The 14,558-nt window shown below is 37.7% G+C and carries 19 protein-coding genes; 3 read left to right on the top strand and 16 right to left on the bottom strand.

Annotated elements, in window-relative coordinates; translation table 11 throughout:
- Positions 1-109 precede the first annotated feature (109 nt).
- The 12 genes from ACE01N_RS15810 to ACE01N_RS15865 all read right to left on the bottom strand — a co-directional run bounded on the left by ACE01N_RS15810 (position 110) and on the right by ACE01N_RS15865 (position 7,885).
- Positions 110-934 (bottom strand): carboxypeptidase-like regulatory domain-containing protein, encoded by an 825-nt coding sequence (locus ACE01N_RS15810; protein ID WP_380591082.1) that lies wholly within the window; start codon positions 932-934, stop codon positions 110-112.
- Positions 935-1,048: 114 nt separating this feature from the next.
- Positions 1,049-1,720: a hypothetical protein gene (locus tag ACE01N_RS15815; protein ID WP_380591085.1), complete on the bottom strand. Its 672-nt coding sequence runs from the start codon at positions 1,718-1,720 to the stop codon at positions 1,049-1,051.
- Positions 1,717-2,088: a GntR family transcriptional regulator gene (locus ACE01N_RS15820; protein WP_375729244.1), complete on the bottom strand. Its 372-nt coding sequence runs from the start codon at positions 2,086-2,088 to the stop codon at positions 1,717-1,719. Before ACE01N_RS15820 ends, ACE01N_RS15815 begins: the two co-directional genes overlap by 4 nt.
- A 1-nt stretch (position 2,089) precedes the next feature.
- Entirely contained in the window at positions 2,090-2,875 is a 786-nt protein-coding gene (locus ACE01N_RS15825; RefSeq protein ID WP_375729243.1) for a hypothetical protein, read from the bottom strand.
- A gap of 13 nt (positions 2,876-2,888) precedes the next feature.
- Entirely contained in the window at positions 2,889-3,704 is an 816-nt protein-coding gene (locus ACE01N_RS15830) for an ABC transporter ATP-binding protein (RefSeq protein WP_380591090.1), read from the bottom strand.
- Positions 3,705-3,791: 87 nt separating this feature from the next.
- The gene (locus tag ACE01N_RS15835; RefSeq protein ID WP_380591093.1) at positions 3,792-4,625 is read right to left on the bottom strand and encodes a nitroreductase family protein; all 834 of its coding nucleotides are present in this window, start codon (positions 4,623-4,625) and stop codon (positions 3,792-3,794) included.
- A gap of 82 nt (positions 4,626-4,707) precedes the next feature.
- Positions 4,708-4,878 (bottom strand): hypothetical protein, encoded by a 171-nt coding sequence (locus tag ACE01N_RS15840; protein WP_375718865.1) that lies wholly within the window; start codon positions 4,876-4,878, stop codon positions 4,708-4,710.
- Positions 4,879-5,066: 188 nt separating this feature from the next.
- A complete protein-coding gene (gene trxA / locus ACE01N_RS15845; protein ID WP_380591097.1) occupies positions 5,067-5,366 on the bottom strand; it encodes a thioredoxin in 300 nt (99 codons plus the stop codon).
- Between the two features lie 50 nt (positions 5,367-5,416).
- Complete coding sequence (locus tag ACE01N_RS15850) at positions 5,417-5,899, bottom strand: Hsp20/alpha crystallin family protein (protein ID WP_375729239.1); 483 nt, start codon at positions 5,897-5,899, stop codon at positions 5,417-5,419.
- 235 nt (positions 5,900-6,134) lie between these two features.
- The gene (locus tag ACE01N_RS15855; RefSeq protein ID WP_380591101.1) at positions 6,135-6,581 is read right to left on the bottom strand and encodes a DUF4260 domain-containing protein; all 447 of its coding nucleotides are present in this window, start codon (positions 6,579-6,581) and stop codon (positions 6,135-6,137) included.
- Complete coding sequence (locus ACE01N_RS15860; protein WP_380591104.1) at positions 6,524-7,117, bottom strand: NADPH-dependent FMN reductase; 594 nt, start codon at positions 7,115-7,117, stop codon at positions 6,524-6,526. Before ACE01N_RS15860 ends, ACE01N_RS15855 begins: the two co-directional genes overlap by 58 nt.
- A gap of 309 nt (positions 7,118-7,426) precedes the next feature.
- Positions 7,427-7,885 carry a hypothetical protein gene (locus tag ACE01N_RS15865; RefSeq protein WP_380591107.1) on the bottom strand — a complete coding sequence of 153 codons (459 nt, stop codon included), beginning with the start codon at positions 7,883-7,885 and terminating at the stop codon, positions 7,427-7,429.
- 554 nt (positions 7,886-8,439) lie between these two features.
- On the opposite strand from ACE01N_RS15865, the gene ACE01N_RS15870 reads away from it, so the two are divergent.
- Together ACE01N_RS15870 and fabG are read left to right on the top strand one after the other, a co-directional pair.
- Positions 8,440-10,245 carry a glycoside hydrolase family 15 protein gene (locus tag ACE01N_RS15870; RefSeq protein ID WP_380591110.1) on the top strand — a complete coding sequence of 602 codons (1,806 nt, stop codon included), beginning with the start codon at positions 8,440-8,442 and terminating at the stop codon, positions 10,243-10,245.
- A gap of 38 nt (positions 10,246-10,283) precedes the next feature.
- A complete protein-coding gene (fabG, locus tag ACE01N_RS15875) occupies positions 10,284-11,075 on the top strand; it encodes a 3-oxoacyl-ACP reductase FabG (protein ID WP_380591113.1) in 792 nt (263 codons plus the stop codon).
- Between the two features lie 14 nt (positions 11,076-11,089).
- Here the strand turns inward: fabG and ACE01N_RS15880 are convergent, their stop codons facing one another.
- The 4 genes from ACE01N_RS15880 to ACE01N_RS15895 all read right to left on the bottom strand — a co-directional run bounded on the left by ACE01N_RS15880 (position 11,090) and on the right by ACE01N_RS15895 (position 13,558).
- On the bottom strand, positions 11,090-11,389 hold the full coding sequence (locus ACE01N_RS15880) for a hypothetical protein (RefSeq protein WP_380591116.1): 300 nt from the start codon (positions 11,387-11,389) through the stop codon (positions 11,090-11,092).
- A 7-nt stretch (positions 11,390-11,396) separates the two neighbouring features.
- Positions 11,397-11,618 (bottom strand): hypothetical protein, encoded by a 222-nt coding sequence (locus tag ACE01N_RS15885; protein ID WP_380591119.1) that lies wholly within the window; start codon positions 11,616-11,618, stop codon positions 11,397-11,399.
- Positions 11,619-11,629: 11 nt separating this feature from the next.
- Complete coding sequence (locus ACE01N_RS15890; protein ID WP_375729231.1) at positions 11,630-12,031, bottom strand: NifB/NifX family molybdenum-iron cluster-binding protein; 402 nt, start codon at positions 12,029-12,031, stop codon at positions 11,630-11,632.
- Between the two features lie 297 nt (positions 12,032-12,328).
- Positions 12,329-13,558, bottom strand: a complete 1,230-nt coding sequence (locus ACE01N_RS15895; RefSeq protein ID WP_380591123.1) for a patatin-like phospholipase family protein — start codon at positions 13,556-13,558, stop codon at positions 12,329-12,331.
- 292 nt (positions 13,559-13,850) lie between these two features.
- Here ACE01N_RS15895 and ACE01N_RS15900 point away from each other — a divergent pair, with 292 nt between their 5' ends.
- Positions 13,851-14,549, top strand: coding sequence for an SIMPL domain-containing protein (locus ACE01N_RS15900; RefSeq protein WP_380591125.1), 699 nt, complete (start codon positions 13,851-13,853; stop codon positions 14,547-14,549).
- Positions 14,550-14,558: the final 9 nt, after the last annotated feature.

The following is a 14,558-nucleotide window of genomic DNA, read 5'->3' on the forward strand; positions in this document are numbered from 1 at the left end:
ACAACTCTCCTCTTCCGCTTTTCACATTTTAACAGAATTTGATTTTTATGCAAAATTTTTATCTGTTATTTAAACCGAATGCATAATGACTGGTTGGCTAAAACTGAATTTATTTTTTCAATTCCTTTATTTCAATTCTAAAACTCATCTGATTAGCAAATTCTGTCCATGGAGCCATACTGGAGGCCCTGGAAAAGCTCAATCCACTTTTCGCCTTCCCAACAGATAAATGAGTTGTTTTATATTCACTTGTCCAACTTGCAAGAGTTTCTAAAGTGACGATAAAATCATTATTAATTGTAATGTTATAGCCTGAAAGGTCAACGCTATCCCAGCCTTTTTCCTTCTTTGAGATAAATCGTATATCTTTTGTATTTATAATTTTCTGAGGATATTCATCTTCTCCACTATAAATCCTAATTCGGTATAAAATACTATCACAATAATTTTTTCTTATATGGAAATAGAACTTTTCTAATAGAATTGATTTATCGTTTCTGAACAAAGTGCCAATTTCAGCGCCGTTAATTGCTTCGCTCCATACCCAAGCCATTCTTCCAGCTTTTTTAGAGCCTATATAAACAGGTTCTTCATTAGAAGGTTTTACAGTAATTTCCTGAATTTGAATCCTTTTTTCTTTCATTTTCAGATTCAATAATTCATCATGCATTTTTTTAAAATCTCCAACCTTAAAATCAATACTAACATATCCTACATGTGAGAATCTAATTATCTTTTCATTATCAACTCCAGAAATGTCTATTTTATACATGCCATTACTGGAAGATATAGTTCCTTTGTTTAAACCAACAACACCAATATTCACATATGCTAATGGAGTATAATTTTCATCTGTCAATTTTCCGGAAATACTTTGGGCATTAATTAATATTGGCACAAAGAGTAACATCAAATAAAGTAAAGTTCTTTTCATTATTAGTTCTGGTTTATTCGTATTAATTAATTTTTTAATCTATCAAAATATGAAAATTACGACTGTATGTCAAAATATTACTTTTCCCAAAGCTTAAAGCTTTGAGAAAGTATTTTACGGATAACAGTAAAACCGGCTGCTTTTATCCTTTTTCATGTTTAAGATTTCGGCATTATTGAACCGAACCTCGGAATTATCCTTAATCTGTCCTGTTATTTCCGACATCATACACCTGACATTAACATTACTTCTGTCAGCATCCAGATTTATTTGGTCAAACGATCCGTTATAGGCATAGAACCGGGATTCTGACAACATGGCATTAACCACATGAATTTCAGTATTTCTAAATCCGCTCAACTCGCTATTTCCACTTCCCTCATAATTTAGAGTGTCTGATTTCATGTCATTGATCCAAACATGACTTTTATTTGAAATAAGGTTAACAACATGAGGATTAGTAATATTAACGGTCAGATTAATATATGCATCTGACTTTTTAATAAATAGTGTGTCATGTGCTAAATGATAGTTTATTTTAACATCATTAGTATCCTTTCTGACCATAACCGTGATTTCCGTGATTTCTCCACTTCGTACTGTTACAGACTGTTCGTCAACAGAAATATATTTAAACGATGGAAGTTCCTCAGATATAGTTTTAAAATCCATCTGTTCCCTGTGCCTGGTTTCGTGATCAAATTGAGTAAGATATATTACAAAACCCAGGAATATCAGTGCCAGAAGACTTATATAAGAGAATAGAATTATTTTACTTGTTTTCATTGTTTTATACATTTTTGCAGGTTAATAATTATGGGCTCCATCTCCTCCTTTGAAAGATTCAGCAGATCAACCTTTTTTATAAATTCAGGTAGCTCCTGCTCAAAAAATTCTTTCTTCCTGTTATTCAGGATTATCTTCACGGCATCGTCATTGATAAAAAAGCCAATACCTCTTTTATTACTGATAATATTATCGTTCTGAAGTTCAGTATAGGTTCGCATTACGGTATTGGGATTAACCCCGATGTCAGCTCCCATCTCCCTTACCGAAGGTAAACGATCGCCGGGATGATATACTTCATTCAGAATCTTCTCACAAATGGTATCACCAATTTGCTGAAAGATACTTTTGGTATTTTTAAATTCCATATTAAACCTCCTTCTCCTTTAACCTGAAAAATGCAGATGCATGTAACACAAGAGTTGAAAAAACCAAAACAGACGTAACTATATTCATCCCTGTTTCTTTTGTTATATCAGGATCAAAACCATGTGCATGTGTAAAACCAAATATTTCATCCAGGATCCAGCCATATAACCAGTAGGTACCAATAAGCACTGCAAGAAAAATGAGGGTCTTAAATAGCGGAGCTTTTGAAAAGAAAGCAGATCCGGTAAACGGAATGGAAATTAAAAACAATACCATGGCATAGATAGTAACCTCTCCTTGTGTAAAGTGCACTTCCTTATGGATCATTTTGAATGGCGTCCAAAGGTTATATCCCAACTCATAATGAGTAGTTGTAAAGCTGTTAAATATGGCTCCTGCAAAATTGGCGGCCAGCCAAAACAGTACCGGAAATACAAGGATATAGATTAAAATCCTGAACAAAACTTCAAATAAATATTTTTCGGTCATTGAATTTGGTATCAGCAGATAATCCATGGTCTTTTTCGAATTTCTGAATGCAGGAAAAGCTGTTCCGGAAAACACAATTCCACAGATTGCAAAAAGAGCCAGAAAAAGAGCGGATTGTTTATTAATATCCCAGCTTCTGTAATTGCGATCCACTCCGAGGATAAAAAGGGTCACTGCTGTAATGGCAATAAATAATCCTACCGAGGCGATTAAAAGAAAAGACCGTTTCATGATCACTTCGCGCCTGATGAGTAAACCGAAACGTTTGATACTAAAAATGGATTGTATACTATTCATAATCATAAGCTTTTTAGTCGAAACTGATGCCTTTGGTGGCTGCATTAAATAAAATCTCAATATCCAGGTCGGTCTCCTCTCCGTTTCGTGGAGTGACAATCTTATATCCACCCGGAACCGCCTCCTGATACAGTGGTTGATACTTATCCGGATCTGTTACCGATTTAAAAGAAAACTTTTCTGTAATATCATAGATGCTGTGGTTCAGTATAATAGTGCCCTGATCCACAATGATCACCTTGTCAATTATGGTCTCAATATCCTTAACCTGATGCGTTGATATCAGTACCAGCTGATCTTCAGTCAACGCACCGGAAATCACTTTTCTGAATACGGCCTTTGAAGGAATATCCAGGCCATTGGTCGGTTCATCAAGGATTAAAAGCTTGCTGCCACAGGACAAAGTCACTGAGATCAGAAATTTCTTTTTCTGTCCATAAGAGAGCTTGTTAAGCTTCCGTCCCGGATCCAATTCAAAATCCAAAAGTATCCGGTCCATTTTTTGGGTGTCAAATCCGGGATAAAACCCGCGAATGGCACTGACATAATCTTTCATGGATACTGAAGGCAATTCAAACTCTTCCGGAATAAAGAAAATATCCCGTAACAATTCAGGGGTTCTGCATCCGGGCTTAAAACCCAGAGTCTCAATACTACCTTTATCTTGTGTTTGTAACAATCCGGCAATGAGCTTCAACAGTGTTGTCTTGCCGGCACCGTTTTTCCCTAGCAGGCCTACAATACTTCCTCCCTGAATATCAAGGGTAAGCTGATTGTATAAAGCCGGCTGTTTACGGTAAGCAAATGTGAGCTGATCAATTTTTATCATGTTCTATCGTTTTGGTGTATTAGTATATTAATACACTACAAATTAAAATGGTTTATTTGGAAAAAGCAAGTAAACGTTAAAAAATAATCAGATTATGTTGTATTCCGGAGGTTTTCTGGATACTTCATTAAGATATTTTGTCTTCGGGTAACCCACTGTCAGAGCTGCAAATACCTGATGTGTATCCGGAATTCCAAAAGCTGTTCTCATTCCTTTACTACGTTCCATGGCTTTCACAATAAACCCGATGAAGCAACTCCCAAGACCGGCTGAGTGAGCGTAATGTGTTGTATATGTTGCCCAGATTAAGGCATCATCTTTAGCCAGACTGTATTTACCCTTAGTACCATGAAAAAGTAACACCAATGGTGCACCATGACAGATTTGGGATGGGTTGGTTTCCTGCCTTTTAGTATATTTTTGCTTGTATGCTTCCAGGCTTTTTACGCCGTACTGAGGAGAAATAAGATTTACAAAGGGTGAGATTATCGGGTGTGTCAGAACTCCTATTGCCTTTAACAGTGTTTTAGCCGTAAGGTCATTCAGTTCCTGAATTCTCGTTCTGTCCATTACAGCTGTTACCTGAACCGTTCTTTTATTACTGGCAGAAGGATAACGGCTCATATTTGTAATCATATCATCCAACAAATCTGAAGGTATAGCTTTGTCTTTGTAAGATCTGCAACTTCGTAAGTCTGCAGTAAAATTACGGTATCTTAAGGTATCAATACCTGAATTCATCACTGGCAACACATCACCAAACTCGGGCTTTACAGCCTGTTCAGGGCAAACAGCCACACAGTGGCCACAATGAATACAGGAATCATTAATGTGCCAATGGCCTATTTCAATGGCGTCTGAAGGACAATCCTTCACACACTTCATACATTGGGTACATAAATCGGATGCAATAGCAGGCATATTTTTTAAACGAAAGTAATCATTTTAAGAAAACAGTCTTAGCTAAAGCCAATAATAAGGCCATTTCTTCGTACGCTGTTCCCTACTTTTTTCTTCTTTCAAGACGGGAAAGATAACGTTCTTTTGCTTCCTCAGCATCAGCATCCTTATCGATATAAATTCTGGTTTTAAAATCGATGATTACTTCCTTGAGGTTATTGATATCAGGAGAAACAGCTGTGGGCTGATTTTTTTTATACATGTTATTAGCCATAACTAACGTTTTAAATTTAAATATCGAATTCATGGTAAGAGGAAGTATGCAGCGTGATGGTGCAACATAACTCAGGATGGGAAAACGATCTTAACGTTTAAATATACGACTAATAAACCTGAGATGTCCCCGGTAAATTCAAATAATGATATAGTTTATAGATAATTAACTAAAATCGATCCACAGAATCATATATATTGCGATACAATAGTACTTAGTTGATTTTTATCCACAACACCCGATTGACGCCAAAGACTCTGTCCGTTTTTAAAAAGTGCTAGGGTTGGTACACCACGAATCTGAAAACGCGCTGCAATTTCCTGGTTTCTATCCACATCTATCTTTATGACCTTTACCTTTCCTTCCATTTCGCGTGCAAACTGAGCCAGAATAGGTGATTGTACTTTACAGGGGCCACACCACTCTGCAAAAAAATCAATTAAAACAGGTACATCTGAATGAATGAGTGCATTAAAATTTCCCTTCATGATATATAAAAAAATCGGGCAGGCACTGCGTCCTGCCCGGGTTTAAATTATTATGATATTTTAATGGTTTTTGCCGGTTTTGGTTTTACCTCTTCCCTTTTGGGAATACTGATATGCAAAATTCCATCTTCGTACTTAGCGGAAATTTTTTCAGCATCCACAACTTTTTCAGATACACTGAAACTACGCTGGAATGACTGATAACTGAATTCCCTTCGGGTGATTTTCTCACCTTCTTTTTCTTCGTTTTTAAACTCTTTTTCGGATGAAATTATCAAACGTCCATTGTCATAGTCTACTTTGAAATCGTCTTTTTTCATCCCTGGTGCTGCAACTTCAATCGTGAAGTCGTTATCGGTTTCTTTAACATTTACAGCCGGTAAGGTTGAATTCATACCAGCGTAATTGAAATTGTTCCAGTCCATCAGATCTCCTTCAAAAAATCTGTCCAGTAATGAAGGAAAGGATGGAAACATGTTGTTCTGATAGTTATCAGATGATTTTCTTAACAGTGACATAATTGAATCCTCCATTTTTTAGTTAGACTTATGTTTTAATTTCGACACTAATTAATCAAAGGATATGCCATAAGATACGGGTACAACATAGCGGAAATATCACATTTATTGTAAATATCTGGATGTCAGTTTTTTCAAAAAATTATGTTTTAAACGGCAATTTATACTTTTTAACTATCTATGCCAAAATGACTTACACAAACAATTCAACAATGAAAATTTGACACTGAAATTTATTTTTTTAATCGGCTCAGCCGGAATATTTTATTGGATTCTTATCTGATGATTCCTGTCCTATCCAACCCAGATGCGTGTGCTTAAAATCATCCTTGTGCTTCAGCCCGTATCCAAATATGCGATCCATAGAGCTGTGACCGAACAATACAATTCCAATGAACAGCAACCAGTGAAGTTCCAGAAAATAACCAGTCAAGGCAATAATTAGAGCGAGAGCACGATGATGAAACAGGTTATATATTGCTGCTCCTATCCGTGGTCCGGATAAATAGCCCAGCATGCTAAGGTCAGGAATCAGCAGACAAACCCAAAAAAGCCACCAGTTGAATCCCAACACAAGCGACATCACGTATGCAAAAATCATTAAAGCTGCCTCCTCAAGTCTGATCATCTGAGTCATATTCAAACAATTAAGTTTTCCTGATCCCTTACCATCTCTTCCATGTAGAATTTTGGACATATGGCATCGTTAAAGTACGCATCCATGGACTGAACCAGTTTACGCAACCTGCTTTCAGTTTTAAGATCTGTACAATTACCATTTGCATCAAATTTTTCCTTAACATGAGCTACGGAAATGGGTCCCGGAAGAATTATCCCTCCTACATGCGAACAGACACCCCGTAAACTTTCCAATGATTTAACAGCTCCAATTTCACCACTGGCCACTCCTAGCAGGGCAATGGGTTTTCCTGATAACACGGATGGATAGCCAAGATTTTCTATAATCAGTTTTATCACACTACTGAATGATCCGTGATACTCCGGTGTGGCCAGAATTACACCTGTAGAATCAGCAACAAGATGTCGAAGACGACTTACATCTTCTGAGTGATTTTTCATCCCCGGAAAGGGCAGTTCATAATCTACAGGATTAATAATGTTTACTGTAAGATCCTTCGTTTTTCGTATCTCATCAACCAGAACTTTAACAACCTTAGATGTATAATTTCCCGGCCTCACACTGCCAATTATTATAGATATAACTTTTGTCATAATGTTAAATATTGTTCTCTAGCATAACAATCCTCAACCCATAATGATCATTACAGTTTTGCCAAATCCTTCAGTTAATAAGTTTCCTGTCTGAAATCAATGCACGAGAATACGCAAGGAATAAAAATGCATTAGACCTTTGCCTGGTATTTCAGGAAGTTTTTCTCGTAAGCATTGAAAATGATTCCCAGGCATACCACTTTTGCTAAAAAGGATAAACCGTAGATTAAAGAAACAGATAAAGTCACGAAGCCCTAATTTTTCCCATTTATCTTTTGACTTTTCCCTTTTGACTTTTCCCTTGATCTGTCAAAACTTTCGGTAAATAAAAACATGTATTTCTTTAGTGGTAATGGAAGATTCAAAATCATCGTAGGATAAAATAACATACTCAGAATCAGCCTCAGCAGAACCATTGCCAAGATTCACCGCATGAACATCCACCCATATTTCGTCCTCTGTATTTCGCAGATTGTATCCAACAACCGTTGAAGCACGCATACCACTTTCGTTGGTATTACCATCAAAATTAAAGAATCCTTTTGCTGCAGTCCCACATGGAATTTTGTAAATATTAAAATAAAGTAATTGGTCAGGAATAGGATTGTTATCTTTATCCAGTACTGTAACAGTAGCTTTCAACGAAACGGTTATTTCCGGTGCAACCGTATCATCACATGGGTCCATCTTAGTATCAGAGCAAGAAAATAAAAGTACCGCCATCGCTGTTACCAACAAACGAACCGGGGAGATTTGTGAACTTTTCATGGCAACTGAAAATTTGCAAGTTTTATGTTGAAGTACATAAATTTACGTCATTTTCAGTAGTTTACGAAAAATATCTTCTTACCGGAAAGCGGTACTTTCGTCAACTATTTTTGAGCATCTATAATATTGTTCTTCTTCTTTCATGCTTTTAAAAAGGTGACCCGTTCATCAACCCCTTCTTTGAATGCCAATATCATAAACAACAATTCTAATCCATTTGCTACGACCTTTTTATAAATAATTAACACGAACAAAAAAAACCGGTATCACTTGAATCCTGTAACGCTAATATCCTTTTCAGTAAAGAGATTCAGAAGGATAAATATTTACAAACATCGTAAAACCTGTAGATAGTATTACACATTCTGAGGAATTATTTCACGTTTTATTCTATAAGTGACACTGTTTCTCATCTTTCAAATTTCTCTGTTGAATACACTGTCAGAAGGATATAAACGCCTTCACATTATTTAATACTTTTTTCTGGTAAGTGGTCCTTTTATTGGTACATCTTAAAACCGAAACATTTACAGACAGACAAAAAAAATACAAAAATGAACGCCGAAAATAGTTACTTACCAATAGAAGATTACGGATTAATAGGCAATCTGCAAACCGGAGCCCTGATTTCCAAAACAGGATCCATTGATTACCTGCCCTTCCATCGGTTTGATGCTCCACTAGTGCTCGGATCTTTACTCGATGCAAATAAAGGTGGTTATTTTTCTGTTGAACCGGAAAGCAAGGATATAAATCATAAACAACTCTACCTTCCGGATACTGCAGTCTTACTGACGCGATACCTGGCAGAAGATGGCATAGCTGAATTAACCGATTTTATGCCACCGGTATTTATTGAGGATAAAATGATTCTGGTCCGAAAGCTCAAAGTCATAAAGGGAGCTCATACATTTCTATTCACATTTAAACCGGGATTTAATTTTGGACGTACACCGTTTGATTATCATGTAAAAAAAGACCGGATTATCATTAGCACAGATAATGGTGAGAAGCTGATCCTGAAAAGTAATCTTGAATTCACGTTTCAGGATGGACAATTTACAGCTAAGGCTGACCTCGAAACCAAAGATGAGGTGTTCGTAGTTCTCATCAGTGGTGATGAAGAAGACTCAGTGATAGAACTGAAACCATCTTCCTACTTTACAAAAAAACTATTTACTAAAACCATTAATTTTTGGCACAAGTGGATAAAAAAATCATCATATAAAGGGAAATGGCAGGAGATTGTCAACAGGTCTGCCATTACACTTAAAATGCTGACTTCTTATGAATTCGGATCAACCATAGCAGCAGCTACCCTGGGACTGCCGGAAGTTATTGGCGGAAACCGTAACTGGGATTACCGCTACACATGGATCCGTGACGCTGCGTTTACCATGCGCGTGTTTTTACAGCTGGGATATATGAACGAGGCAAAACATTTTATTCACTGGATTGAGGATCGTTGTAACGAAATTAATGATGCAGGCGATTTGAAACTGATGTACAAAGTGGATGGCGGAAAAGATATAGAAGAAAAATCACTGAATTTTCTGGAAGGCTACAGAAAGTCATATCCTGTACGAACAGGAAACGGTGCATACAGCCAGTTTCAACTTGATATTTACGGGGAACTTATCGATACCATTTACCTGTATAACAAACACGGAGGCCCTATCAGTTATGAATTTTGGGTCAATTTGAAGAAGTTTGTCGACTTTGTTTGCGACAACTGGAAAACAAAGGACCGTGGAATGTGGGAAGTGAGGGACGAAAAACGTGAGTTCCTGATTTCAAAAGTCATGTCGTGGGTTGCCATAGACAGGGGAATACGGATCGCGGAACATCGTTCTTTCCCTGCGCCACTGGAAAAATGGAGAAAAACACGCGATGATATTTTCGATGACTTTTATAATAATTACTGGAATCCGGAACTCAAAGCATTTGTGCAGTTCAGGAACTCAAAAAGTCTGGATGCTTCTTCTTTACTAATTCCACTGGTAAGAATTCTTAGTCCGAAAGAACCAAGATGGATGTCAACGCTTAAAGCAATTGAGAACGATCTGGTGACCGACACACTTGTTTACCGGTACAGACTGGACGAAGGGGCCAGTGATGGGTTCACAGGAAAGGAAGGAACATTCAGCATGTGTTCATTCTGGTATGTAGAATGTCTGGCAAGTTCCGGCGAGAAAGAAAAAGCTGTACTGGCATTTGAAAAGATGCTGGGATATTCTAACCATCTGGGACTGTATTCCGAACAAATCAGCATGAAAGGAGAACAGCTAGGGAATTTTCCGCAGGCCTTTACCCATCTGGGACTCATCAGTGCAGCCCTCCAACTGAGCAAAACAAAATAGATATAAGATACAAGACATAAGACAAAAAAATGGATGATATGAAACTGAAGGGAAAAGTGGCACTGATTACAGGTGCCTCAAGTGGAATAGGAAAAGCAATCGCACTTCGTTTTGCTGCTGAAGGCGCAACAGTTGTAGTGAATCATTTTAATCAGGAAGATAAGGCCAAGGAAGTGGTAGAGAAGATTCGTTCAGAAAACGGGAAAGCCATTTATATTGAGGCAGATATCAGTGACGAGACGGCAGTCAAAGCCATGTTTGCTAAAATAATGGAAAGGATAGGCACACTTGATATACTTGTGAATAATGCCGGAAGACAAAAGGATGCTCCGTTCTGGGATATGTCATTACAGGATTGGAATACTGTAATAAATGTGGATTTGACTGGTCATTTTTTATGTACTCGCGAAGCTGCTAAACTTTTTCTGCAGAAAGAAACGCATGAAGATGAAATGCCCGGCAATATCATATTTATTACCTCGGTTCATCAGAATATTCCCTGGGCACAACGCGCCAATTATACAGCAGCCAAGGCTGGTGCTTCCATGCTGATGAAGACCGCTGCCATGGAACTCGCACCAAAGAATATCAGGGTCAATGCTGTGGCTCCCGGTGCTGTAAAAACAGCCATTAACATCGAAAACTTCAGGGATCCCAATGAGAAAGAGAAAATACTCCGTAAAATACCGTTCGGAAAAGCGGGAAGGGCTGAAGATATTGCTTCTGCTGTTTTATGGCTTGCTTCCAGTGAAGCCGGATATATCACCGGTGAAACCTTATTTGTTGACGGAGGAATGGAGCTCTATGCCGATTTTGCCCACGGAGGATAGATCAGACGTTTCGTTCAGATAAACTTTATTTCCACTTCTCCACCCTTCTGCGCCATCTCAAATATACCACTATTCTGTATCGTGGTCATTGTTTTAAAACAACTTTGGGTGAGATCGCTGAAAATTTTATCCTTTTCTTCGGGAATACAATCCATATGAAAATAGCAATGCAGATGGTTTTCATCTTCCTTATCATATTGGATTATAAATGCCGCATGTTCCGGGAAAACCAGGTCATCATAAGCGTACATAATATTCAATCCGGTGGATTCCTTAACTATTCCGCGCACCTTTTCTAAATCGTAATATGCCATGTCTTTTCTATAACAGTTTGAACCACATACGTAACTGGTGAAAGAATTCGGCATCATCGGCAGAGCGACATTTTACCAGCTGCATATTTATTGCATCTTCGAATTCCACATCGTTAAATTCGAGCCATTTTAACATCTCCCTGCGGGTTTTAAACTCTGCACATTTATCTCTCAACTCTTTGCTGGAGATCGCATCTCCCAGAAACTGAATTGCTTTACTCAGGGCCATATTTCAAAAATTTAAATTTCACATGATGTTGAACTACACGAGTTGCAGGAACTACCACACGAGGGAGTTGTCTCAAAAGCCATCTGTGATGAAAAAAGCTCCAACTCTTCATCAATAAAATAAAGTATATTTTCCTGTAAATCATCTCCTTCAGCTCTGTAAACATTAATTCCACTCTCTACAAACAATCCCAAAGCCATAGGCGGCATTTGCTGACTGATAACCGCATAAATACCCATCTTTTTCAGGCCAATGCTTATATTTCCCACATCCTCACTTATCGACGAGGTTTCAATCCACTCTACCATTCTTGAATCGGTATCATATACAGAAGCAAACTCTGCATTATGAAAACTTTTTGCCAGAACATTCCTTGAACGCTCAGTATCAACCACCGGAATAATCACTTTCATATGCGTTATCTTTTATATTCTGATCCGGTTTAAACAATACAAATGCCACAAATTAAATTAAAATGAATATCAACAGGTTAGACAACATCATAGTGTATATATCCTACATTTTTGTAGGAACATATTCAGAATTCAACATATTTGTCGTCTGGAACAGAACCTTTCAGAGTCATTATTCCCCTGTAAGCGAAAAGAGAAAATGAATTGAGAACAGATAAAAAACCCGGACGATGAATGCCCGGGTTCTGCTTGTATGAATGAAAATACATACATCTACATGTATGAAAAAGAGAAGTACTATTTTATAATCTTACCGGCACGCACCTGCTTATATTTTTCCCAGTTGAAATTGCGCAGAAACTGATCGGCAGCTCTGGCACCACGCACAAAAAGGTCAATTTTTGCTTCTTCCGTGATCCCAAAGTTCAACCAGTCGTGTTCACCGATATCAATATTCTGAACCAGCATTCGTAATTCCGGATTTTTAAGTATAAACTCATAATCATGCAGATGCCTTATGGAATTAAAAAGAGCACCAAACAAGCCTAAAGGGCTTTCCACTGTATTGGCTTTATTGCGATCAACACCAAGTTTTACACCAAATGTAGGTAAACGCGGAACCGTATTAAACTTATGAAATAAATCTATGGGAAAGTTCGACATGATGCCACCATCCACAAAATAAGCTTTTTCAGGAACGACTCCTTTAAATTTGGCCATATCGTACCACCGGTTCATGGCATCAGGTCCCTGTGGCAAATTATCTATGACCAACGGTTCAAAGAAATACGGAATCGACATTGAAGCCCGTACATAATACGCAGGATTTATTTCATCGGCATTTGCCCAGTATAGCGACCTCATGGCAGGAAATTCCACTTTAGTTTCTGTTGTAATATCCGATGCAATCACAGCAAATTTTGGCTTCAACCCCTCTAAAGTTCTGTCCACCCCATCACGTATTTTTAACCCGTCGGGCAGGCTGATGAACTGATCAAGCAGATCTTTGGTGGTTACAATACCATTTTTCATGAGCACATCAGCCAGCCACCGGTAAAAATCATTCCCCGGATTCAAGCCAAGACTGTCAAATACGTTATCAATCACCTGCATTCCTTTCCAGATAAGCTTAACGCGTTTGGCTTTTTCCACTACGGCCTCAATAAAATCTTTGGAATCCTTATCACCATCCACAAAATCGTACAGATTTTTCGATGCTAATACGTTCAAAAGCTTTTCATATTTCGACTCATTGATATTACCTAACGAGGCTAACAGCAATGCATTGATTGACCCGGCTGATGTACCCGCCAGACTGAAAAAGCGGATACCCATTTGTTCCATCACATAAGTATAGCCGATAAGCGCAACACCAAGAACGCCACCTCCCTCCTGCACTAACTCCACATATTGGTTCTTCTCTGAATCCACAACGTCAGAGTATATTTTTTTATCAATTCCATCCTGCTTCAAATTACGCAAGGTCATAAAGACCTCCGGATTTTCTGTAAAATCTGAAATTTCCATAGTAGTATAATTAATGTTTACAATATCTAACCAATCAGAAAAATGTAGAGAGTAGCAACCTGGAGGATGCAATTGCAAGTTAGATTTAATTTAATGTGGGGAGAATTTTTAGTGATAATCAGTCAAATATATGTTAATAAAAACAGAAAGTCAATATAATTTAAATGACATTAAACGTAAGACTTAAGAAATAAGATTGGTAAGCACCTGTCAGAAGCAATAATTTTAATGGCTGTTCTCTGTTAAGTTTTATTTTCATAACTTAGCCTGATAAACGAAATATCCTTCCGAAATGAAAAAAATAGTTATTGTTGCCATACTTTCAACATTTCTTATTGGTTGTCAGCAGAATATATCAAATAAAACCATAGTGTTAAAAGCCTCAGGTTATGTGTTGGCTGAACCGGACCAGGCATCCATTGATCTTAATCTGAACTGCGTGGATAAAAACATGGAAAAAGCCAAATCAAAATTGATAAATAAAGCCAATACGGTAAACGACATACTCAAAAAACTGGGCGTCGATGAAAAAGATATACTCACAACCAGTTTACGCTTAAATAAAGAATATCAGTGGCGAAATAATTCAAATGTATTCACCGGATACAATGCTTCATCACAGGTTCATGTGGTGATCCGGAATCTGGATATCCTGGGCGACTTTTATACCCGCTTTCTGGTTATGGAGGACCTCTCCATTGGGAATTTAACTTACCAGCACAGTAAAATCGACAGCCTGAGCAACGAAGCTTACCTGAATGCACTTGAAAATGCCAGCATACTGGCAGATAAATTATTGACAAAATTGCCTGAAACCAACAAAACCATAGGCCGGATTAGTAATGTAGAACTGTCAGTTTCTGAAAATACAGAAACAGCTAAAATGCTAAACAACTTTGAATCTGATAAAAATTATAAGACGCAGATGCCAGTCAGCACTGGGAATATGGCAGTAGAACAAACCTTATTCGTAGAATATGTTATTTACTAAACCTGTTGA

The organism is Quyinboa ferrireducens (assembly GCF_042436675.1).
GTDB lineage: Bacteria > Bacteroidota > Bacteroidia > Bacteroidales > UBA5342 > JBHJHP01.